The organism is Bacteroides caecimuris (assembly GCF_001688725.2).
Classification (GTDB): Bacteria; Bacteroidota; Bacteroidia; order Bacteroidales; family Bacteroidaceae; genus Bacteroides; species Bacteroides caecimuris.
Window position 1 is genome coordinate 4,644,987 of record NZ_CP015401.2, and the last position, 22,940, is coordinate 4,667,926.

Below are 22,940 nucleotides of genomic sequence, written 5' to 3' on the forward strand. Positions count from 1 at the left end.
ATTCGTTTGGTATGAACTAGAATTTGATGCTTGCGCTAAATTCTACGGTGAATGGGCGTAAATAATTTCCACTCATATAATTTCCGGCGTACTGAGCAGCTTCTTCTTTCGTAATCAGTTCCGAACCGTTGATGGTTCCGCTGGCTCCTTTCTGATTCAGGAAGTTGATGACTGTTGCCCCCAGAGACAGGTGTTTGTTTACGTTCCAGTTGATTCCTCCGAACGTTTCCCAGCGGCCGTTGAAGTAGAGCGCTTCCTGAAGATTGGCGTACGTCTTGCCGAAATAGCGGAAACTAAGCCAGAGGCGTAAGTCTTTTGTGATGTTGTAGCTTGGGTCGAGTTCGACAAGGATCTGCGGGATCTCTTTTACAATCATTCCGTTGGCATTGACAGACATTTCCGAGCCATCGTTGAAAGTGACACTTGCGTTATAGTTCTTGTAAACAGGCTTCTGATACGTGAACAGAGCATGCAGATGGAAACTTTTGAACGGGTCGATCTCGGCAGAGGTGGTCCATCCCAGTGTTTTGATATTATAGATAAGCAATACGGTCTTTCCTTCTTCTGTTCCCGGTTTCGTGAGGTTTTGCTGGTCGATGTTATTGGATTTAGAGATATAGGTCACCATAGAGGTGAGGTTCATCCAATGGTTCTTGTAGAACAGACCGCCACGGATCAACGGTATGGTGACCCGTTTGTATTGTTCTTCCGTAGGACCTGTTCCAGCGTATTCGTTGATACGGGGGAAGCGGGTGGCTACTGTTCCGTCGGTAGTCAGTCCGAATTGCCGGGTTACGCTGTAAGTGGCGCGGAGCGTGGCGGCATAGTTCAGTTTGTCTTTTACCACTTTGGCAGGATGAACACTGTGCGGGGTGGCGATGATATTTCCTGTTTCTTTTTCTTTATGATAAGTGGTAAAGTCGCCGATGTGGAAGTTCGGGAAACGGGAAGTGGATATCTGGTCGGCGCTCATCCGGTAATATTCGAGGCGTCCGCCATAGTAGATATTAAATTGGGGAGTTACCTGCCAGTTGTCTGTAAGGTAGAGGGCGAGTTTGTTTTCATATCCCATTGTATATTCGGGGCTAAGCTCGTTGTAGCCGTATGTCTGCACGCGTTGACCGGTCAGTGTGGGGTCCAGGGAACTTGCTGCGGTGGAAGTGAGCAGTTGCGGATAGTTCTCTACGGTAGCCATCCATTGCAGAGAAGAGGAGTGGTAGTCAAGATGATAATACCATTCGTTCAATCCCAAGCGCAAATCATGGTTGCCGAAAGTCTTGTTTAGTTCCGAAGTAATCAGGAAGTTTTTCACTTTACCTACGTGCAGCCAGGTGCGGCGGCCTTCTGCCAGTCCTTCATACGGATGGCCGTTGGATAATGTAAAACCAGCGTCGGCAGTTACTTCGCTGATGGTGCTGCCTCCGAAATCCACATAGTTGGCACGTGGGGCATCCATATATTTCAGGTTGAATTTCCACAGCAGGTCGTTTTGGAAACGATAATCGGCAATCAGTGCTATTTCATTGGCACGGTTTTCCGAGCCATCGCCTAAATTCCATGTTTTCATTTTCCCGTCTTTCACATCCATGTATTCAAAAGAACCGCTTTGCGGGACATACGAATTCGTTCCCAGTTTGAAGCCTTCTATCTCTTTCACCGAGCCGTCGCCGACATAGATAAAGGGAGCCGCGTTGGCATAACTGCCCGGGTTCTCACTGCGAGAATGTTTGTAGAGCAGGGATATTTTTCCCCGTCCGTTGTTGAAGAGGCGGGTCAGGCCGGCATGATAGATCTCGGTGCGGTCTGTGTAGTTTGTAAATTTGAGGTCGAAGCTTCCCGGATCGAAGTTCTGGTAGATGCTTGCGGTGTAGAGCCAATGGTCGTTGATAGCTCCTGAAACATTGAAATCGAAGTTCTGCATCCCGAAATGGTTGGTCCGGTAGTTGAAGATACCTTGGAAATCTTTTTGTCCCAGTTTGCTGAAGGAGTTGACGGAGTAAGCGATGTTACCGGTGGTGATGGCGGACTCGGAAGGAGATAAAAGTCCCACTTCTCCCAGACTGCTGTCGCTGCGCCAATGGGCGGCTAGCTTGTGAACGGCCGAGGAATATACGGCAGGAAGCCCATTCTCATATACATTAACGTCCTCGCTGGGAAGCCCGATTTGAATCTCGCGGGGTTTGTTGGCGTCGGAAGCATTCAGCATTACATTGCGTTCGCCTTCTTCCGCTTCTTTTTTAGCGGAGGTGGCAGGTGCTTTTGAGGGATTGGCAGGAATCGTATCCTGCTTCATTGCGGTGCGGTTTGTCTTTTTCTTTTGATCCTGAATGTTCGCTGCATTCCCGTTGGAGGGAATCAGTTGCAAGAGGATTGCTAGAGCAAGGCAACTAAAGGTTACTTTTTTCATCACTTGTATTTATTTTAAGATTTTGGAAGTTCACGTCGATTGTGTCTTTTTGACGAAGGCAAAGATAGGGGGAGACTGTCCGAGAACTCCTCTTTAAACAGAGGTTTGTCGTTGTCCCTCCGCAATAGCCCCTGTTTGTAGCATGGTTTAACATTAGATATTCATGCTTCTCATTCATTTTTCTTATCTTTACCTAAGCTAAGAAACAGAGTTATGGCATATAAGAAAGGTGAAGAACGACAACAGAAAGTACTTTTCCCCGATTGCATAGACGACTATGTTGAGGAGGATGCTCCGGTTCGTTTGTTTGATGCATTCGTTGATAGTTTGGATATGGGCAAGTTAGAGTTTATACGGAACATTCCCAAAGCCACGGGAAGTCCCGGGTACGACCCTCGTGACCTGTTAAAACTGTATATTTATGGTTACTTTTACCAAGTGCGTTCATCGCGCAAGTTGGCCCGTGAGTGCAAATGCAACGTGGAGGTGATGTGGCTACTGGGCAAATTATATCCTGATTTTCGCACCATTTCCGATTTTCGCAAGGATAATAAGGATAGCATAACTAAAGTATTCAAGGAGTTCAATAAGTTCTGCATGGGGTTGAAGCTCTTCTCCAAGTCATACATATCTATTGACGGAAGCAAGTTCAAGGCTGTAAATGCCAAGGATAACAATTTTACGCTCAACAAACTTGACGACCGTATCAAACGTTTGGATGAACATATCACTTTATACATGGAAGAGCTTGACTCATGCGATCGGGAAGAAGGTCGCAAACTTTCCAGAGAAGAACTTGAGCACAAACTGAATGTCTGTAAAGAACGCAAAGCCCGTTACGAAGCATACCGCACTACATTAGAGGAGTCTAATGAAAAACAGATATCGCTTACTGACCCGGATGCAAGACTGATGAAAGCGAATGAAGGTTTCTGCGTAGGCTATAACATGCAGACGGCTGTTGACGCGGACAGCCACATGATTGCCGGCTTCCGGGTCACTAACAGTCCTACTGACCATGGCCAAATAACAAACGTAGCTACAGATGTGAAAAAAGACTATGGGATTGACATCCTTGAGACTACAGCAGACAAGGGCTATGAATGCCCCGAAGACCATACCGACGCACTTGCATCGGGCATTGTACCCAATGTCATCCGGCGTGACGGTGGCTGCACCGAGCAGGTTGAGTTTGAGTACATTGGAAACACCATAACCGATGAACAGAAAGTTAGTACCAACCCCGAGGACTTGAAGGCATGTCTTCAAGCCGGAGTAATTCCCGATGTCTACAACGGAATCTTAACTGATATGGAAATTGTTGAGGTAAAAAAGCGTACATTGCCGACATCCGATTCAGCAGTGCTGGACATGACTTCCGAACAAATGCGTGCCAAAGCTCTTGAAGGCTTCTTCGTTAGGGATGCCGAACGTAACCTTGTCTATTGTCCGCAAGGTGAGATTCTTAGACAGAAATCCATTAAACGAAACGGCAATATACGTTACTGCAACAAGTTGGCCTGCAAGAAATGCAAATGCAAGTGTACCATATCCAAGTTCAAGGAAGCGGACTTTAGTAAGGATGATCTAATAAAGGTTGCTGATACCCGAAGGAAACAAGATGCAGCAAATGACGGCAATGCGAATCTGAAACCAACAAGAATAACCGTTATGAAAAAGGTGGTACGCTATGTGCTACATCTTGACCAAAAGAAAATGGATAATCGCAAATGTTTGTCGGAACATCCGTTCGGGACAATTAAAAGAACGCTCGGATACTACTATTTTTTACTAAAAGGTTTTGCAAAAGTAGGTGCAGAGATGGGATTGCTCTGTCTATCCTATAACCTACGTCGTGCTATAAGTCTCAAAGGTGTACCCGCACTGCTTGCCGCACTCCGATAAAAGACTTGCCGAGGTGCACATCCTTACGAATATAGGTAATAACCACATTTTAAAGTGCATTTTAAGCTTCTAAAACCGATTATCATGAGAGAATTTATTCTTTCAATTGAAAAACAAATTCCACCAGATAGTCTCTACGACCTCAAATCCGCTGCAAGAATGCCATCCTACAGCGAAAATCAGAGTTCTCGGACGGTCTGGGGGGAGGAGAAACAGGCGGCTATACTCTCTTTTGTCAAGATGTGCAAGAGATGTTTCAAATGTATGATAGCGCCCTTGTGGTGCGACATTTATTGCTATCCTTGCAACAAATGTTTCATCCTTCTTATGCATTTAGCGTAAAAAAAACTATATTTGTCGCTATCTAATATCTGTGTATGAAAAGGAATCTGCTGCTTTTTCTTCTTTCTGTTTGTTTCTTCCTTCCGGACTTTGCCGCGACGGGGCAGTATAATTTTATCCGTGTAGATGGTGGAAGCGGTCTTTCGAACAGTCATGTCAAGTCTATTATTCAAGATAGTTACGGTTTTATTTGGTTGGGTACCCGCAATGGACTTAACCGTTACGACGGAGTGTCGATGAAACTGTATAATTGCTATGACGAGACTTTGCAACATGGCAATCAGGTCATATCCGCTCTTTTTGAAGATAATCACCGGCAGTTGTGGGTAGGCACGGACGATGGTGTTTATATTCAAGACCTTGCCACCGGGAAGTTTTCTTTTTTTGATGCCCGTACAGAGAGCGGAGAACAAATCAGATACAACTGGATTGAGGATATACTGGCAGATCATTCGGGCAATATATGGGTGAATGCGCCCAATCAGGGAGTTTTCCGCTATCAGGTGGAGACGGGGAAGCTGTTCCGCTACATTCCTTGTCCCGGCAAAGATAAAAGCAAGGACTTTCCACAATCCATTTGTGTGGATAAAGACGGTACGGTTTGGGTCGGTACGTACGGAGCGGGAATCTATCGTTATAGTCCGGAACAGGATAAGTTTGTGGCGTATGCCACAGAGGCGCTTAAAGGAGATTTCATATTTACTCTGTGTGATTATGGCGATGAACTGATCGTCGGCGTGCATGAAGAAGAACTGAAACGGTTCAATAAGAAGACAGGGGAGGTGAGCGTGTTCCCTGTGCCGCAAGTGCATCGGAAGATTATTCGTTATGCCGTTTGCTTCGGAGACGAATTATGGGTGGGAACTCAAAATGGTGTTTATGTGATTGATGAGAAACAGAATAGTGTGCAACATATCCCTGCCGATGCCGGAGGAAAGTATGGGCTTGGAGATGCTATCGTGGATAAGATTTATCGCGATCGTGAAGGAGGAACCTGGATTTGTACGCAATTTGGAGGAGCCAGTTACCTACCCGTACGCTCGCTCGACTTTTCTGTTTATCTTCCGGGAGCACCCGGTACGGTCTGCGGACGTCGCATCAGTGAATTGGCGGAAGGAAAAGACGGGACAGTGTGGATTAGTACGCAGGATGGCGGGGTTTGTTATTGGAATCCGAAGGCGCAGACTTTCGTAAAAGTTCCCGAGTCGCCGGACCGTCAGAATGTGTTAAGCTTGTTTGCTTCGGATGATTTAGTCGGGGCGGGTTACTTTAAAGGAGGTATTGATCTGATCATTACGGAGGCAGGCTCTTCCGCTTCTCCTTCGGTTTCTTCTTTTCCTTCGACTTCTTCTTCCGCTTTTTCATCTTTGACTTCTTCTACTGTATCTCCTGTTTCTCCTGTATCTGTTGCCTCCTCTGCCATTTCTACCACAAATATTTTCCGAGGGCAAGTGCATACATTCTATCCCGCACAACTCGGCATCAGTGAAGGTTCGGTGTTTGCCCTTTACCGTGACCGTGGGGGAATCATCTGGCTGGGCGATGGTTGGAACATCTTCCGTTCGGTCGACAAAGGGCGGACTTTTGAGAAGATGGAACAATTCGGTTACGCTTATATGCGTGACATCCTCGAAGATAAATCCGGCAATATATGGGTTGCAACAATGGGTAATGGCATACTCCGGTATAATCCGCAGACGGATCAGATGGTCAAGTATCAATGTGTACCGGGAGACAGTACCTCTATCGGAACGAATGAAGTGACAGGCATAACGGAGGATAGCAAAGGTCTGCTCTGGTTTTCTACGGATCGGGGAGGGTTATTGTGTTTTAACCCCGAGACGGGCAGATTCCGGACATACACTAAAGCGAATGGTCTGCCGGACAACGTGACCTATAAAGTGGTGGAAGACGCACAACATCGCATCTGGTTCGGAACAGACCGTGGACTGGTTTGCCTTCATCCGGAAACAGACTGCCTGCAAATCTTTACCCGAGACGATGGGCTGCCTGATAATCAGTTTAATTATAAATCGGCTTTGGCTGCCTCTGATGGGACTATTTGGATGGGAACTATCAACGGACTTGTCTCTTTTAATCCGCAGATTGTCCGCCGGAACACGTTTGTCCCCCCGGTCTACATCACCGGAATGTATGTACAAGGGCGTGAAACTCCTTTCCCGGCAGATGGCGTGCAATTGCCTTACCGTTCTAATGTCGGCTTTGATTTCGTTGCTTTAAGTTATACATCGCCGGGCGCAAACCGCTATGCTTATAAAATGGAAGGTATAGATAACGACTGGAACTATACGTCTGCTGCACATACTGCGTCTTATGCCCAGCTTCCGCCGGGAGACTATCTGTTTCGTGTGCGTGGCAGTAATAATGATGGTGTCTGGAATCAGGAAGAAGCCACTTTATCGGTACGTATTCTTCCACCCTGGTGGCGTACAGTGTGGGCGTACCTTATCTATATCATTGTTGTATCCGGTAGTTTTGTACTGTCTCTTCGTGCCTATCGCCGCCGTGAAGTGCAGAAGATACGTGAACAGCAATTATTGGCGGAACTGGCGCGTGAGCGCGAATCCCACCGTACGCATGAGATGTTTATTAATCAGATTACATACGGCGCCTGCACTCCGCAAGGGGATGCTATGTCACGGGCAGACGAACAACTGATGTCTCAATTGATTGCCAAAGTACGTGAGAATCTTTCCGATGCCAACTATAATGTGGAAGCATTGGCTGCGGCTATGAATATGTCCCGTTCCAGCCTTCACCGTAAGATTAAGGCACTGACCGACCTTTCTTCACTCGACTTTATCCGTATCATCCGACTAAAACATGCTGCGGAATTGTTGCAGGAGGGAGAACTGCGCATCAATGAAATTTGTGACAGGGTAGGGTTTCAGTCACCTTCTTACTTCGCTAAAGTATTTCAGAAACAATTTGGAGTTACTCCTACAGAGTTTGTACAGCAGAATAAGCAGAGAATGGCAGATAGTTCTTTCTCATAGTGTCCTTGTCAGTCCATCTGTAACAAGAATAAAGAAACAACTAGTCAACAATTACCGGAGAAGTACAGATTCTCTTTGTCCCATATATTGTGGGAAAGTATTCCCTACTAATTGGGAAAATATTCCCTATTAACTGGGAAAATATTCCCTTATTTTGTGGGAACAAATTCCCATAATATGAGGGAATACTTTCCCGCATATTATGGGACAATCGGAACTAGTTTATCTTCAACCGTGAAAAAGGGGAGAAAGATAGTAGTTGACTATGAGAAATACCTTGAAATACTATGAGAATAAGGTGGATTTTAAGCTAAAATACGGGCAAACTTATGAGAAATGCCATGTTTGAAAGTATTTCTCATAAGCTATTTGCTTGATTATTTGTTGTTTATCAGTCATCAATGAGAATATGAGAAATGAAATTTGAAATCTTCTCTAGTAGGAGGGAGGACAGTTTGAGATACTTTATCTGCAACGTATCTGCTACAGGTGTCTGCCACACTCCAACTGTTTATTAACTAGCGCATTACACGCGTTTCGTTGCAGGTGGCAGATGTTTTTATGTTTTTTCAACTTTATGGTAGGCATTGATTGTAATGGCAGGGCTTGCCGTTATTTGGAATTTATTCTAAAAAGCAGGAAAGAAGTAAGAAAAAGGAGACAAAACAGATCTCCTTTTTTAATTTGAATTACCTTTGCGTCAAAATAGAATTGATAAATATGTTATTACCTTACTTAAATGAGAATCTGATTGAAGCCGGATGTGATGAAGCTGGCCGTGGATGTTTGGCGGGAGCGGTATACGCTGCTGCAGTTATTCTTCCGAAGGATTTTAAGAATGAACTGTTGAATGATTCCAAGCAACTGACGGAAAAGCAACGTTATGCACTGCGTGAGGTAATAGAAAAGGAAGCCATAGCCTGGGCAGTCGGCATCGTGTCACCGGAGGAAATTGATGAAATAAATATCCTGCGGGCTTCTTTCCTGGCCATGCATCGTGCAGTGGATCAACTGTCTACCCGCCCGCAACATTTACTAATCGACGGAAACCGTTTCACTAAATATCCCGGCATCCCTCATACCACAGTAGTGAAAGGCGACGGGAAATATCTTTCAATAGCTGCGGCTTCTATTTTAGCCAAGACATACAGAGACGATTATATGAACCGTCTTCACGATGAGTTCCCTTATTATGATTGGGATCGTAACAAAGGCTACCCAACTAAAAAACATCGCGCTGCCATTGCTGAACGTGGAACCACCCCTTATCATCGAATGACGTTCAATCTATTAGGAGATGGACAGCTGACTTTAAACTTCTAAAGTTGCTTTATTTCATTTAGTAAAACATTATACATTTTTTTGCATAATAAGCACGAATTTGTTAGGGATAACCTTGAATTTACTCTGTTTAGGCTAAAAAAGTGTTGCTTAGTGCTTTTATTTGTTATTGGAATGCTATATCTTTGCAAACAATAATAAGAATTAAAAAGTTTAAAATCATGGCAACGAACAAACTATTATGGTCTTCTAAAATCATTGGGGTGTTTTTTATGATGTTGGTTTGCACTCTTTCTGCAAATGCACAGTTTTTACGTACTTCTTATTTCATGGAAGGTGCCCATTATCGTCAACAACTGAATCCGGCTTTAACACCGACGAAGGGTTATTTCAACCTTCCGGTGATCGGTGCTGTCAATGCAACTGTCAGTTCTACTTCATTGGGTTATCAAGATATCATCGATATCATTGATAATGGTGACGATTTCTATACTAAACCGGATTTTATGAACCGTCTGAAAGATAACAATAAGCTGAATGTGAATTTCAGTACGGAAATTCTCTCTGCAGGATGGTATAAAGGTAAAAACTTCTGGTCATTCAATATTGGTCTGCGTACAGATATCGGTGCTAACTTGACTAAGAATATGTTTACCTTCTTGAATGAGATGGAAACAATTGAAGAAAATTGGAGAAATAGCAACTATGATATTAGTGGTCAGCGATTGAACATTAATGCTTATACAGAAGTCGGTTTAGGACTTTCACGCCAGATTAACAATCGTTTGACTGTTGGTGCTAGAGTGAAAGCATTATTGGGTATTGGCAACATGGAGTTGAAACTTAATAAAGTTGCGATGAATGCTAATTTGCCTACTGACCAACAAATCAATCAATGGTCAAGTGAGAGTTATTGGAATTCTATGACTCCTTCACAAGCACTACAAGCAGCACAGGAATTAAAGGATAAGTTTAATAATTATCATGCAAACTTGACTGTTGGCGCTGAACTGAAAAGTTCTTTCAAAGGTTTGGAATTGAAAGAAGAAGAAGGTAAAGATTATGTAACAGATTTCGACTTTGACAGTGGTAAATTGGGCATTGCAGGTTATGGCTTTGGTATTGACTTAGGAGCTTCTTATAAAATACTGGATAATCTGACAGTGTCTGCCTCTGTTCTTGACTTAGGTTTTATTTCTTGGTCGAAATCAAGCACAAAAATTGCGTCTGCTAACCCGGATCCGATTGATATTAAAGGAAGTACCTATGCAAGTATGGTTAATCCGAATAATCCGAATACTGTTATGAACGCTGTAAATCAGTTGCAGAATGACGCTCAAGGATATATGGACCGTGTAACAAATGGTGATGTACTTGACTATGACATGTTGCAACTCGAAGTAAGCGATGCTAAAGAATCTCGTAAATCTCGTCTTGCTTCTACCCTAGTATTAGGTGCAGAATATGGATTCTTCAATAACAAATTAGCAGTGGGTGTATTGTCAACCACTCGTTTTGTACAGCCTGATGCTCTTACAGAATTAACATTCTCTGCAAACTACCGTCCGAAAAGCTGGTTCAATGTAGCACTTAGTTACTCAGCTATCCAGTCAGCCGGTAAATCTTTCGGTCTGGGTCTGAAATTAGGTCCTCTGTTTGTCGGAACTGACTATATGTTCTTAGGCAAGAACTCTAACTCTGTTAACGGATTCGTTGGAGTTTCTATTCCGTTGGGCGGAAGAAAAGCAAGTAAAGAAGGATAAGATATTTTAATTTCTCTCTAAACATTCTCTTTTAATTAACTCTCTATTGGGATAAAACGTATTATTCAAGAGGACGCCGAAAATCGGTGTCCTCTTATTTTTTAGTAGATTCTGCATGAGACGGTTAATTAAACGATACCCAAGGCAAACAGTAGGAAGTGCCTTATCAAAAGTTTACTCATATCTATATGATTATGAGTCAATTTGAAAATAGCAGCAAGCTACTTTGGTAAGTAAGAACGACCTGCTGCTATCTTTATAATGTTTGTATCTTTATCAAAAGAGAATAATATATTAATCGATATATTGTTTGATTTGTTCCACTGGTATTGATAATTGTTCGGATATCTCTTCAACCGATGTCCCATTGTTACAGAGCATTTTAACCATTGAACGAATCACTTGCTCTTTCTGCTCAATTACCTGCTCTTTCTGCTCAATCACTTGTTCTTTCTGCTCAATCACTTGTTCTTTCTGCTCAATCACTTGTTCTTTCTGCTCAATCACTTGTTCTTTCTGCTCAATCACTTGTTCCTTCTGCTCAATCACTTGCTCTTTCTGCTCAATCACTTGCTCTTTCTGCTCAATTTCCTTATTCTTCATCATAATTGTCGTATCCCTGTCCTCTATTTCAGAAAGAATCTCATCTTCTATCTCCATGGCACGACGTACGTTGGGTGCGGCGGCAGCTTTCAGCAGGCGGTGGACAACACACTTCACCTCATCATCAAGATGCTCATCATTAATTTCCAGATAGTGTTCGCTATCAGCCTGACGATATTCCTGGTCGAATACACTCAACAGACGTTCGAGGCGGTTGCGGGTTCGTCCGGTGAGGAAAGGAATCTGTACGATGATACTGTCGTGAGTCAGGCTCTCGATGAAGGGGTCGGGAGCAGGAAGAGGATTGTCGTCATAATCCAGATAGCGGCGGCGTACGTAAACCACCGGTTCGGTAAGGTCACCCAAGGGATGTCCCAGGATGTAGATAGAGATAATGGGCAAACCATACGTACGCCTTTGCCCATACTCGTTCTTTTTTTCGACAATGTTCTCCTTGTCGAGATACTGAGTGCCTAAATACTGGCGGAAGCGCAAGGTTTCGGTGATGAGCCAAGTCTTTTGCAGTTCGATAAGGACAAGGTGTTCGGATCCGTCGTCCTCACGAATCTTTGCTGAGAAGTCTATACGGAAGAGTGAGATGCGAGTCTGTTCCATGGAAGTATACTCGTGGCGGCGCATTTCAAGGTCTATGATTTCCTTTTTGAGCAATGCGGAAAGTAATATCTTGGCGACTTTCTTGTCTTCCATCAAGAACTTGAAGACAGCATCGTAAATGGGATTGGCGATGATAGTCATATTGCTTATAGTTTAATAATTAAGCAAATATACTTCTTTTATTTGATTAATGAGAGGGTGGAAAGGTTAAATTCTCCTATCAGAAAGGAATTAGGACATTCTAAGTTACAGCGATTGATTCCTTAATATTTTAGGATTAAAGAAGTATCAGCTTTGTTTAAAACTACTATTTGAACTCTGAACTCATCCATTTTAAGTACAGTCCTGAATAAACTTTTGGTGCGTTTGTTTTACATTTTTTATTCCTCTCTTGGTAAGAGAAGTAGTCTTTGCTGCAAATGTATACAAAATACGTATAAAAACAACTTTAAACAGAAATTAATTTGTCTTTATCGTTGTTTTTAACACTAAAATGCGCATTTTGTGATTATCTGTGCAGTTTTCTTTTCTCATTTTCATCTATTTAGAGATATACTCTTACCTCGATCTTTCTCTTACCAAGAGAGGTATTGAAAATGAGTAGAAATGACAGCCTAAAATCAAAAAAATATAGCCTATGTACATACTTATTGTAATATAAAACATCAATCGAAAGAATACCGATTAACGACGAATAATCAAGAATAATAATGTAAATAAGACATGAAACGCAAGATTTTATTTCTGATGATAGCCTTGTCAGTTTCTTTGCATTTTAGACTAAATGCACAAGAGGTGGCAATAAAGACGAATGTGCTATCCGATGCTTTTCTGAATGTGAATGCCGGAATCGAAGTTTCCGTAGCGCCCCGTTGGTCAATAGACTTGAGTGGTGACTTCAACGGGTGGAACCTGTCACATGGGCGCCGTTGGAAACACTGGTTGGTGCAGCCCGAAGCCCGTTATTGGTTCTGTGAAGCCCTTGGCGGACATTTTGTCGGTCTGCATGCCTTCACCGGGCAGTATAACGTGGGACATCTCGACACTGACTTCAAGTTCCTTGGTACCAATTTCGCCAATTTCAAGACCCATCGCTACCAAGGATGGATAGGGGGGCTTGGATTAGCCTATGGATATAGCTGGTTGTTGGGAAAGCATTGGAATCTTGAAGCCGAAATCGGCTTAGGTTGGGCTTATACCCGCTTCGACCGTTTTGAATGTGTAGGCTGCGGACGCCGAGCTGGTAAGGGACATCACAACTATGTAGGTCCGACGAAAGCAGCTGTCAACCTCGTATATGTTTTCTGATTATTAACACGCTAATACAAGTGATACCGATATGAAATTACAAAAAATATGGATAGCCGCCCTTGCCGTAATGGCAACAATGGGGACGGCAACTGCCGGCATATCCGTTGCAAGTCCGGCAACCGGCACACTGCCGGAACAAGACCCGCGTGTGAGAGACCTGAAGGTGGAACGCTCGGAAAATAACCTTTTCGTATCCATGCAGCTTGACCTGTCGGAACTTACCCTCAAGTCTAACCGCGAAATTACCTACCTGCCCGTGCTGACTTTCGGTGAGCGGCATTTGGAACTTCCGCGTGTCATCGTAGCAGGTCGTAACCGTTACATACAGAACCTTCGCCACGGTGACCTCTCGCACGGTGCCCGTTTGTGTCGCCCGGGAAAAGTGATAGACTACTCTGCCCTCATTCCTTACGAACAGTGGATGGAGACAGCCACGCTGTCTCTCTTCGAAGACGAATGTGGCTGCGGATTCAACGTTGTTTCGCACGACCGTAAAGACTTGGCAGTGCTTGACTTTACGCCTAAAGTGTTCAAGCCCGCATACGCTTTCGTCACTCCTGTTGCAGAACTGGTGAAGACACGCGAAGCGCGCGGTTCCGCCTACATCGATTTTCCCGTCAACCGTACAGAGATCCGTCCCGATTATCGCCGCAACCCCGAAGAATTGCAAAAGATACGACATACGATTGATGTACTGCGCAGCGATGCCGACACACGCATTGTCTCCGTTTCTATCGAAGGCTTCGCTTCGCCCGAAGGCCCTTACGCCAACAACGAACGTTTGGCGAAGGGACGCACCGAAGCACTGCTCGGCTACGTTCGCGGGCTTTATACGTTCGACGCTTCGATTATGAAATCCTCTTGGGTAGCGGAAGACTGGGCAGGGCTGCGCCGTTACGTCCAATCCTCTGACATTGCTCAGAAGGCAGACATACTTTCCATCCTCGACATGGAAAACCTTACACCGGACGCCCGTGAGTGGAAACTCAAGTCCGCCTATCCGGAGCAATACCGGTTTTTGTTGGAAAATGTCTATCCAGGGCTTCGCCATTCGGACTATGCGGTAGAGTACATCATTCGTTCTTACACCAATGTAGAGGAAATCAAGGCAGTGATGAAGAGTGCTCCGCAGAAACTGAGCCTTCATGAGATGAATGTCGTGGCACAGAGTCTCGAACCTGGTTCGGACGAATATTGCGAAGTGTTCGAAGTGGCGGTACGTATGTATCCGGACGATCCGGTAGCCAATCTCAATGCTGCTAACATTGCTCTTGGTCGCGATGAACTAGAACGCGCGGCAGGTTATCTTGCCAAGGCGGGCAATACTCCCGAAGCAACGTATGCCCGTGGCATTTATGCTGCCAAAGGTGGCGACTATGTAGAAGCCGTTCGTTTGTTCGACGATGCATCGAAAGCAGGAGTCCGTCAGGCTGCGGAAGCCGTAGCGCAGCTGCGTGAATTGGGATTGATAGAATAAAATGTATTTCATATAACTATTTTTAAATTCATTATTATGAAGAAAAGTAATTTATTATTCAGTGCTGTCATGGCACTGGCAATGGGGTCGCTGGCAAGCTGTTCTTCCGACGACTTGGTGACCGAAGTTCAAGGTCAGGAAACAACGGTCGACCACGACCAGGTGCGTTATCTGAACGTTACGATTGCAAGTGCGGGAGGAGTAGGAACACGTGCTGAAACTACTGACAATGATTTTCTGCAAGGTGATGAGCCGAAAGAAAATTTTATAGAAAACATGACTTTTGTATTCTATGATGCGGCTGGTGTTCCTACTGGTCAGGCTTATGACCTTTCTAGTAGCGATATTGCAGACGAAGACTTTGAATCCTCCACCGGAAGCGTTGGTAAAATTTGGAAATCTATCATTCCCGTATCACTTGTTCAAGGGCAGAACCTTCCCTCTTATGTAATGTGTTTTATTAATCCTGTCGGCAGTGCAGAATTTAAATCGAAACCTCTTTCAGAAATTGAGGGGATTATCCGGCAGGAAGTAGTCAGAGGAAATGGTAATTTCCCGATGACTAACTCTGTATATTATGGTGATAACCCTATCACGGGTGAAACTAAAGTTCGTATGATTGCCACTCCTGTGAATACAGGACAGTTATATACTTCGGAGGAGGCGGCAAAAGCTGACGGTGCTCAAGCCATAGATATTTATGTTGAGCGTTATGCGGCACGTGTAACTCTTAATCTTGCGTCTGGAACAGATGTTATCGTACCTAATGCAACGGATGTGAACGGTTACACCCTTACTTTCGTTCCCGAATTTTGGCGCCCGAATGCAATTGATCAAAATATCTTTGCTGTTAAGAGATATGGTCTTTTGGGTGATGGCAATATTCCTAACTATAATCCTACTTTTGCGGAACTTCAAGCGAATTTCAAAAATAAGACGTGGTGGAATGAACCTGAGAAGTCCCGTAGCTATTGGGCTTGTTCACCTTCATATTATGACAATGAGTATCCAAAAGTATCTGATGATATAACAGATATAGCAGCAAAGAATGATTATACGGGTACTACTGATGAGGATAAGTATCCATATACATTGCATTATTTCAATTATAACCAAATAGAAGCAGGTAAAGTGGAAGGTGGCTCACCGCTTCAAGGGTCTGTAAAATGGGAAAATGGTTTCAGCAAAACATTCTATGCTCGTGAGACAACTACAGCTGCCAAAGCATGGGGATGGGAAAATACAGAAAATACGGCTTATAATCCTTTAGCTTCGATTGCATCTGCTGTTATTGTAGGACATTATGAGCTTGAAGCTACCGGAGGTTCGGCTGCTGTTCCAGAAGGTGATAAGACATTCTATCTCTATGGTAAGACTGAGGGTAAATGGAATCTGTATTTTGAAAGTAGTATAGTTGGAGCTATGGTTAAACAACAAAGCGTAGTTCTTAAACGAACTGCTCCTAATACTTACGAAGCTTATCGTGAAGAAGATGGTTTTATAGTTGAACACCCTTCAAAATCGGTTCGTGATATCAAAAACACAACAGTAGCGGGTCGTCTTGTAGCTCTTCAGCTTGATCCTTTGGCTCTGCCTACTGGTGATAATGAACTATATTATTATGATGTAACTCAACCAGAAGGAAATAGATATACTCAGATTACAACAGGGAATGTTGAGATTGTAAACTCTAATCTGCTTTCTACAGGCTATGCTAGCAAATATGGTGACGGTATCGGATATTTCAATATTCCTATTGAACATCTTGGTGGAGCTGTTAAAACAGAGGATGGTAAAAGTTATAATTTTGCCCAATGCCCTCCAGGTTCATTCGGTATCGTACGCAACCATGCTTATACTATCAACGTAAATAAAATCAGTGGGCTTGCTACTCCTCTTCGCGATAAAATGCAGCCAATAGTTCCTCCTGTTGATGAAGTTTCCTACTACATCTCCGCTCGCCTGAACATCTTGAACTGGCGTATCGTACCCACTCAGGATGTAGAACTATAATCGTCCCTATTCGAGGTTGACTTCTCGAACAACATACTGATACAAGAACAGTGGCGGTAGTCTGCGCACTTCCGCACTCCCCATCGCCACTGTTTTCTTTCTTGTTGTTAATACTAAAGAAACTAGTCACTGTAAGCAAGGCATCACAGCTTCCGCTTGCTGTCCACAACCCACGGAGAGCCTGACGCCCTCCAAAATCCCCTTGGTCGCAAGGGCATATATCGCGGCGAAGAATCCCGAAGGCATGCTTCCTCAAGCAATACCTTCCACTGAAACAGAAAACAACGAGATTGCCACTTGCAGGCAATCCTACACATATACGGAAAAATGAATAAATAAAAAACATAACGCTATGACAATGTTAGAATTACGACGCATCTGGCACACCTGCATGTTACTGGGAATGATTGCTTTGGGAACTGCATCGTGCGACTCGGCAATCTACGACGACGAAGGAGACTGCGCGGTACACTACCGTGTGAGCTTCCGTTACACGAAAAACATGCTGCGCGGAGATGCTTTCGGTCCGCAAGTGACCCGTGTACATCTGTATGTATTCAACAAGCAAGGCAGATTGGTGACCGAACAGACCACCGACCGCGAACTTACCACCGACAACAACTTCTTTATGGAAGTAAGTGTCGTGCCCGGCACATACGACCTGCTTGCCTGGTGTGAAGGCGACTCGCCTATTGCCAATGCTACTTCGTTCGTGATAGGTGGCGGTGGCACGCCTGCAGCTATCAGCGACCTCGGTGCTACGCTGCCCCTACAAGGTACAGCTCCCAATCAATACAGCGACCGCGACATCACGCGTCTCTACCACGGATTGGCGACCAATGTCAACTTCCCCGACACCTACGGCATTGTCGACATTGCCCCCATCTACCTGACACGCGACACTAAGCACCTCAGTGTCCTGCTGCAAAATATGGACGGCTCCGCCATGGAGCGCGACGAATACACTTTCGCCATCGAAGCATCCAACAGCGCAATGGACTATCGCAACAACATCATTTCGTCCACTCCGTTCAGTTATCGTCCGTGGTCTACCGAACTGACTTCCGCTTCGTTCGACCAAAACGACACCGAACCGGAAGCCCGCACAGAAAAAGCTACCCGCGTACAGACCGAAGCTAACGGACTGCTTGCCGAACTGACCACCGGACGACTCATTGCCGGACACCACCCCAAACTAGTGGTGCGCAACGCTGATGGAAAAGATGTGATCCGCATCGACCTGATCCGCTACCTTCTTCTAGTGAAAAGCAAATATGAGGGCACTAATTCCGACCAGAACTACCTCGACTGTTACGATGACTACACCATGATGTTCTTCATCGAAAACGGAACATGGGCGAAAGCCAAAATCTACATCAACAACTGGCGCGTCGTTCCGCCGCAAGACACTGAACTCTAAACCGACGATAATTATGAAGTATCGATTTGCCATACATTCCCACACACTTGTCCGGTTGCTTGTTGCATTGCCGGCCGTGTTGTTGTTTGCCGTGAGTTGCGTCAACGACTATGACAACTGCACCACACCCGCATCCGAACACACTGCCGACCCCGTGAAGCTGCGCTTCACCATCGTCACCCGCACGGCGATGGATAACCACACGCGCCAGACCCGTGCTGCTGACATTTCAGGTGAAGAAACAGGCACCGCCCCGGAGAACTACCTCAACCTCGCCGGACACGATATCCGTTTCCTGCTTTTCGACGGAGAGCAGAAGTTACTACGCGAATTTACCCCCGATGCCGACATCACTGTGGCGGAAGGAAGCGCCAACTCCAACTATGTAACCTATACTGTGCGCGCCACCATTGCCGAACCCTATTTCGCCCGTGCTGCCGACGGTAATCTCTCTTTCTATATCATGGTCGTAGCCAATGGCAAGCCTTATCGGCAGAACGCTTTCGCGCTTGCTCCAGGAACCACCACTATCAAAGCTATTGCCGACCAATTGGTTGCCTTTACGCTGCCAACACATACGGAACTTCCCGACGGGAGTAGCATCGGTTGGGTACCTTCGCAGCCCGGTGAAGCCGATGGCGAATACATTCCTATGGCGGGATTGCAACAGTTCACCCTTCCGCAAGGAGCATTCAACGGCAACAATGGACCTGAAGGTTTCGTGGAACTCTCTCCGGGAAACGGGAACAAAGACATCAACATGCTACGTGCGTTAGCCAAAATAGAAGTGATTGACAAAATCGACATAACCGATAACTTGGCGAATGCACCTGCAGGACGTGTTTCTGTGGAGAAAGTGGAATTGTTGGGCTATTGTGCCACCGGAACAGTGCTGCCGGCATACGGTCAATGGAACCGAAACGGTGTGCTTGAAACGCAGCAAGTCGAAGCCCCGACTATGGCATCATCGCTTGCCTATCGCGCACCAAACAGTGATTATCTAGCGACTAATCAGAATAATGCGTTGATTGACTTTCATCAAGATAAAAACGCCACAGAAAGCCGTGAGGATGGATGCCCGGTATTTTCGGTGTATACTACGGAGTATTCTTTGGCAGCTATCGGGAATGCCGTGCGTCCTTATGTGCGTGTTACTGTACAAGACCCGAATGGGGGAAATCAAGGTTCTAGACTCTATCAGTTGCGTTTGGCTAACTATGCTGGGGGAACAGCCGAGGATGATATAGACTTCTTGCTTCGTAATCATATCTACCGATATGAAATTACTTCCGTGAGTTCGAGTATCCAAGTGGGATATACTGTTTGTCCATGGGACGAGAATCGTTTAGATGTACCTGACTTTAACTAAGCCGATTATAAATCATATATGAATATGAAAAGAAAATATAACATCACTCTTTTATTCGCTTTATGCCTTCTTAGCATATTCTCTACATCATGTGTAGACGATCAAATTATTACTAATACAGAAGGAGTGACCGGTCAGCCGACCACCATTCAGATAAAGATGCTTGTTCCCGAAATGACAGTCAAGACACGTTCGCTGACCGAGGAACAGGAGAATCAGGTCAACGACCTTTGGCTTGCCATCTATGCAGAAGACGGAACTCGTACTTACTTCGGTGATCAAAACATAACGTCGCACGACGATGCTCATGCCGGACATCTATTGTCGAGTATTAAGACTAAATCGGGACGCAGTTATATTGTGGCGGTTGCTAACTATAAAAACAATAATGGCGTAAGTGACTTGATAATTCCGGGTGGTGGGACAGAGGCTCAGCCTTTGGCTACATTGCTTGAGAATGCCGATACGTTCGATAAGTTCAAATCTATTGCTGTGTCGCTTGCATCTCCGACGCAGGTAGACTATGCAGAGGCACAGTTACCAATGAGCGGTGTGTTTGTTGGTGGTAGTACAAGCAATACACATGCCAATACTTCATGGGAAAACTTGCCGGCTTTCTATATTCCTGCAAGTAGCTCTGCAGTTACGCTCAACGGCTATCTGCATCTGCGTCGTTTGGTATCAAAAGTAAATTTCATTGTAAGGGCGCCAGCAACGCCTTCCGGAGAGGCGCCAACTAACCAAACTTTGATTGTTCGTCCTACGAGTTGGAAACTTGTGAATACGCCCCGTATCTCCTATTTGTATGAACAAGAAGGAAATGCGGCGGATGCAGTAAAGTACTATCTGTCCGAGCAAACGCCCAATGCCAACTATAACGAATCTCTGTTGCATACGGAAATTGAGAAAATTGAAAATAACGATTATCCGTCTTATTTTACTTTCAGTTATTATCAGTTTGAAAATAAACATACTGGTCGTCTTACCAGAAATATGACGTATGCCGACCGTGACCGTGAATATAAGAGTAACGGTGATACAGGTACCAATACTGGTGTTTACGTCTCATTGTGCGAAAACAGCGAACACCCTGATTTGCTGAAAGGTACTAATGTGAACAATTTTGCAAGCTACATTGAGCTGACTGCTGATATTAATTATACGGCAAATATTACTGACCCGGATAATCAGGGACAGACCATATCTGTTCCGCGTACGGGTGAAGCTACTTTTGTTATCCATTTGGGAGCCATCGGCCATAGTGAGAATACTCCGGAACTTGATATACTCAACGATTTCAACGTTCACCGGAATTCTATCTATAATTATACTGTCACTATCCGTGGGGTTGACGACATTGTCGTTGAGGCACAGCAAGAAGGAGAACGGCGTCCCGGTGTGGAAGGTTCTGTGACAGACGCAACCTTGAAGAGGTTGGATGTTGATGCGCATTATGTTGCATTTAACATTCAACTGAACGAAAATGAACGAAGGAATCTTGCGTATGAGATTGTGGCTCCTTTTGCCGGAAGGACAGAAATCCTGACTGTAGCAAGGGGAGAATCATTCGAACCCGACGACAATAATCGTAAATTTTATGAGTGGATTCGTATTTTACCAACCGCCGGAGAGAATATATTGGCTGCATATAATCCCGATGCGTGGTATATGGAAGATTTGAAAGATGTAGGCGGATATCCCGGAAACACTAGCGAGTGGTATACTGTTTTTTTGGATGAATATACCTATGACGGTGAAAATTGGCAAGATTATGTCAATCAGGACGACCGCACCGTACTTTTCCTCATTCAAGATTATGCCGTATCTGCTGATGAAGAGAGTAAATATTCGATTGGTAAATATTATGTGCGTCAGAAATCTATTCAAACGTATTATAGTACAGAAGGGAATGTGAATGAAACAGCTTTAGGTGTAGAGCATATCAACGAAAGTTATGGTAAAAAGTTACAATGGACATGGGGGAGAAGTACAAATTCGAATGCGAGCACTTCCTTGTCGAATACCAATGGGCGTTGGAATGTATGGACGTACCTGACCAATCGTCACAATAATAATAATGATTTTACTACTGATAATAACTGGACTACTGCCGGCAGAACGTGGAATAGTATTATTCGTTATTGCAATGCAAATGGAAATTATAATGCTTCACGTACATCATATATGCAAGCAGATCCCACATATCCAGTACCGTTGTTGCAATATAGCGAGACAGCTTCGAATTATACTTATGACAGAACAACTTATAGTACCCGCGCTCAAGATCCTGAGAGTAATATAAATAATGGAAACGCTTATTTTGAGGTTGTTGCGTCCTGCATGAACAGAAACCGTGATTTGAACGGTGATGGGCAGATTACAGGCAATGAACTGAGATGGTATCTTCCGGCTGAAGGAAAGTATGAACGAATCATGTTAGGACGAAGTTCTCTTGCCACACCGTTGTTTTCGACGAGTGCCGGAGATGGGAGGTGGTGTAACTCAAATGATGATAACATTCCTGCTAACAACTGGGGATACGATGGAATTATTGGTACAGCAGGTAGTGATAATGAGATTCATTTTGTGTCGAGCAACGGATACAAATTCTTTCCTGAAGAGGGAGGTTCTTTCAATCGGAATTTTGTGGTACATTGGGCAGGAGGCTATGCAATGCGTGTTCCTTGGAATATCCGATGTGTTAGAAACTTGTCTGCAAACGCGCCCGGGGATGTTATTCTTGACCGCAACACTGAACCCGTTGCAAAGGCATATAGCTATGATACTGCCACACGGACTTTTGATATGGGAAAATATGATTCCAAATCCATTCGTCCGAAGATAGAGACGTTTATGGCTGTTCATCCGCTAACGGAACTTAACAACAATCGTATCGCTCGGAAGTTTAAAGTATCGTTAAATTATGCTACGGGGGATGCTACAGGTTCGACAATGGAAGCTGAACTGAATGCAAACAGACCTTGTGGTGATTATAGTGAAGATGGAGACGGTGGCGCCACATGGCGTGCTCCCAATCAGCGAGAATTGATGATGCTTGTGAACGAAGAAAGGATTTTAGATCCCGGCAGGTCATATTATTCTTGTACAAAAGAGGGATATGGAGGTAAAAGCCGCTTTTCCGTTGCTAGCGTAGATGGTGATAAATCATTCATTGGCAGTATGATTGCACCGGCTGAAGGAACGTTTTATATTCGTTGCGTGCGTGATATCGAGTAAGTGGGCGTGTCATCTCATTGTGATACTGGTTAAGTTGAGGGGTATCTGCATTCCGCAGATACCCCTCAACTTTTATTACTTAAGTATTCCCCCTACATACTTGAATTCCGCCCTGTAACTTAACATAGATTAAACGTTTACGTAACCATCTTTTTTGTACCTTTGCGCCCGAAAATCAGT

General features: G+C 44.5%; 12 protein-coding genes. 10 read left to right on the plus strand and 2 right to left on the minus strand.

The genetic code is table 11. From position 1 onward, the window contains the following. Nucleotides 1-16: 16 nt before the first annotated feature. The gene (locus A4V03_RS19865; RefSeq protein WP_065540099.1) at nt 17-2,407 is read right to left on the minus strand and encodes a TonB-dependent receptor; all 2,391 of its coding nucleotides are present in this window, start codon (nt 2,405-2,407) and stop codon (nt 17-19) included. A gap of 213 nt (nt 2,408-2,620) precedes the next feature. Between A4V03_RS19865 and A4V03_RS19870 the strand changes: the two genes are divergently transcribed. From A4V03_RS19870 to A4V03_RS19890, 4 genes are all read left to right on the plus strand, one after another. Then, nucleotides 2,621-4,312 carry a transposase gene (locus A4V03_RS19870; protein ID WP_065537976.1) on the plus strand — a complete coding sequence of 564 codons (1,692 nt, stop codon included), beginning with the start codon at nt 2,621-2,623 and terminating at the stop codon, nt 4,310-4,312. Nucleotides 4,313-4,689: 377 nt separating this feature from the next. Next, nucleotides 4,690-7,671, plus strand: a complete 2,982-nt coding sequence (locus A4V03_RS19880) for a two-component regulator propeller domain-containing protein (RefSeq protein WP_236588697.1) — start codon at nt 4,690-4,692, stop codon at nt 7,669-7,671. Nucleotides 7,672-8,391: 720 nt separating this feature from the next. Continuing rightward, entirely contained in the window at nt 8,392-8,994 is a 603-nt protein-coding gene (locus A4V03_RS19885; protein ID WP_065540520.1) for a ribonuclease HII, read from the plus strand. Nucleotides 8,995-9,173: 179 nt separating this feature from the next. Beyond that, nucleotides 9,174-10,715 carry a DUF5723 family protein gene (locus A4V03_RS19890; protein WP_065540101.1) on the plus strand — a complete coding sequence of 514 codons (1,542 nt, stop codon included), beginning with the start codon at nt 9,174-9,176 and terminating at the stop codon, nt 10,713-10,715. Between the two features lie 294 nt (nt 10,716-11,009). Here the strand turns inward: A4V03_RS19890 and A4V03_RS19895 are convergent, their stop codons facing one another. After that, nucleotides 11,010-12,074: a hypothetical protein gene (locus A4V03_RS19895; RefSeq protein ID WP_065540102.1), complete on the minus strand. Its 1,065-nt coding sequence runs from the start codon at nt 12,072-12,074 to the stop codon at nt 11,010-11,012. A 582-nt stretch (nt 12,075-12,656) separates the two neighbouring features. Here A4V03_RS19895 and A4V03_RS19900 point away from each other — a divergent pair. The 6 genes from A4V03_RS19900 (at nt 12,657) to A4V03_RS19925 (ending at nt 22,760) form a co-directional block, all read left to right on the plus strand. Next, nucleotides 12,657-13,241: a DUF3575 domain-containing protein gene (locus tag A4V03_RS19900; protein ID WP_065540103.1), complete on the plus strand. Its 585-nt coding sequence runs from the start codon at nt 12,657-12,659 to the stop codon at nt 13,239-13,241. A 31-nt stretch (nt 13,242-13,272) separates the two neighbouring features. Continuing rightward, nucleotides 13,273-14,721, plus strand: a complete 1,449-nt coding sequence (locus A4V03_RS19905) for a DUF3868 domain-containing protein (RefSeq protein WP_236588696.1) — start codon at nt 13,273-13,275, stop codon at nt 14,719-14,721. 36 nt (nt 14,722-14,757) lie between these two features. Further along, on the plus strand, nt 14,758-16,734 hold the full coding sequence (locus tag A4V03_RS19910) for a fimbria major subunit (RefSeq protein ID WP_065540104.1): 1,977 nt from the start codon (nt 14,758-14,760) through the stop codon (nt 16,732-16,734). Between the two features lie 352 nt (nt 16,735-17,086). Further along, a complete protein-coding gene (locus tag A4V03_RS19915) occupies nt 17,087-18,154 on the plus strand; it encodes a FimB/Mfa2 family fimbrial subunit (RefSeq protein ID WP_084081187.1) in 1,068 nt (355 codons plus the stop codon). 13 nt (nt 18,155-18,167) lie between these two features. Further along, a complete protein-coding gene (locus A4V03_RS19920) occupies nt 18,168-19,523 on the plus strand; it encodes a hypothetical protein (RefSeq protein WP_141243579.1) in 1,356 nt (451 codons plus the stop codon). 24 nt (nt 19,524-19,547) lie between these two features. Further along, entirely contained in the window at nt 19,548-22,760 is a 3,213-nt protein-coding gene (locus A4V03_RS19925) for a fimbrial protein (protein WP_141243580.1), read from the plus strand. Nucleotides 22,761-22,940: the final 180 nt, after the last annotated feature.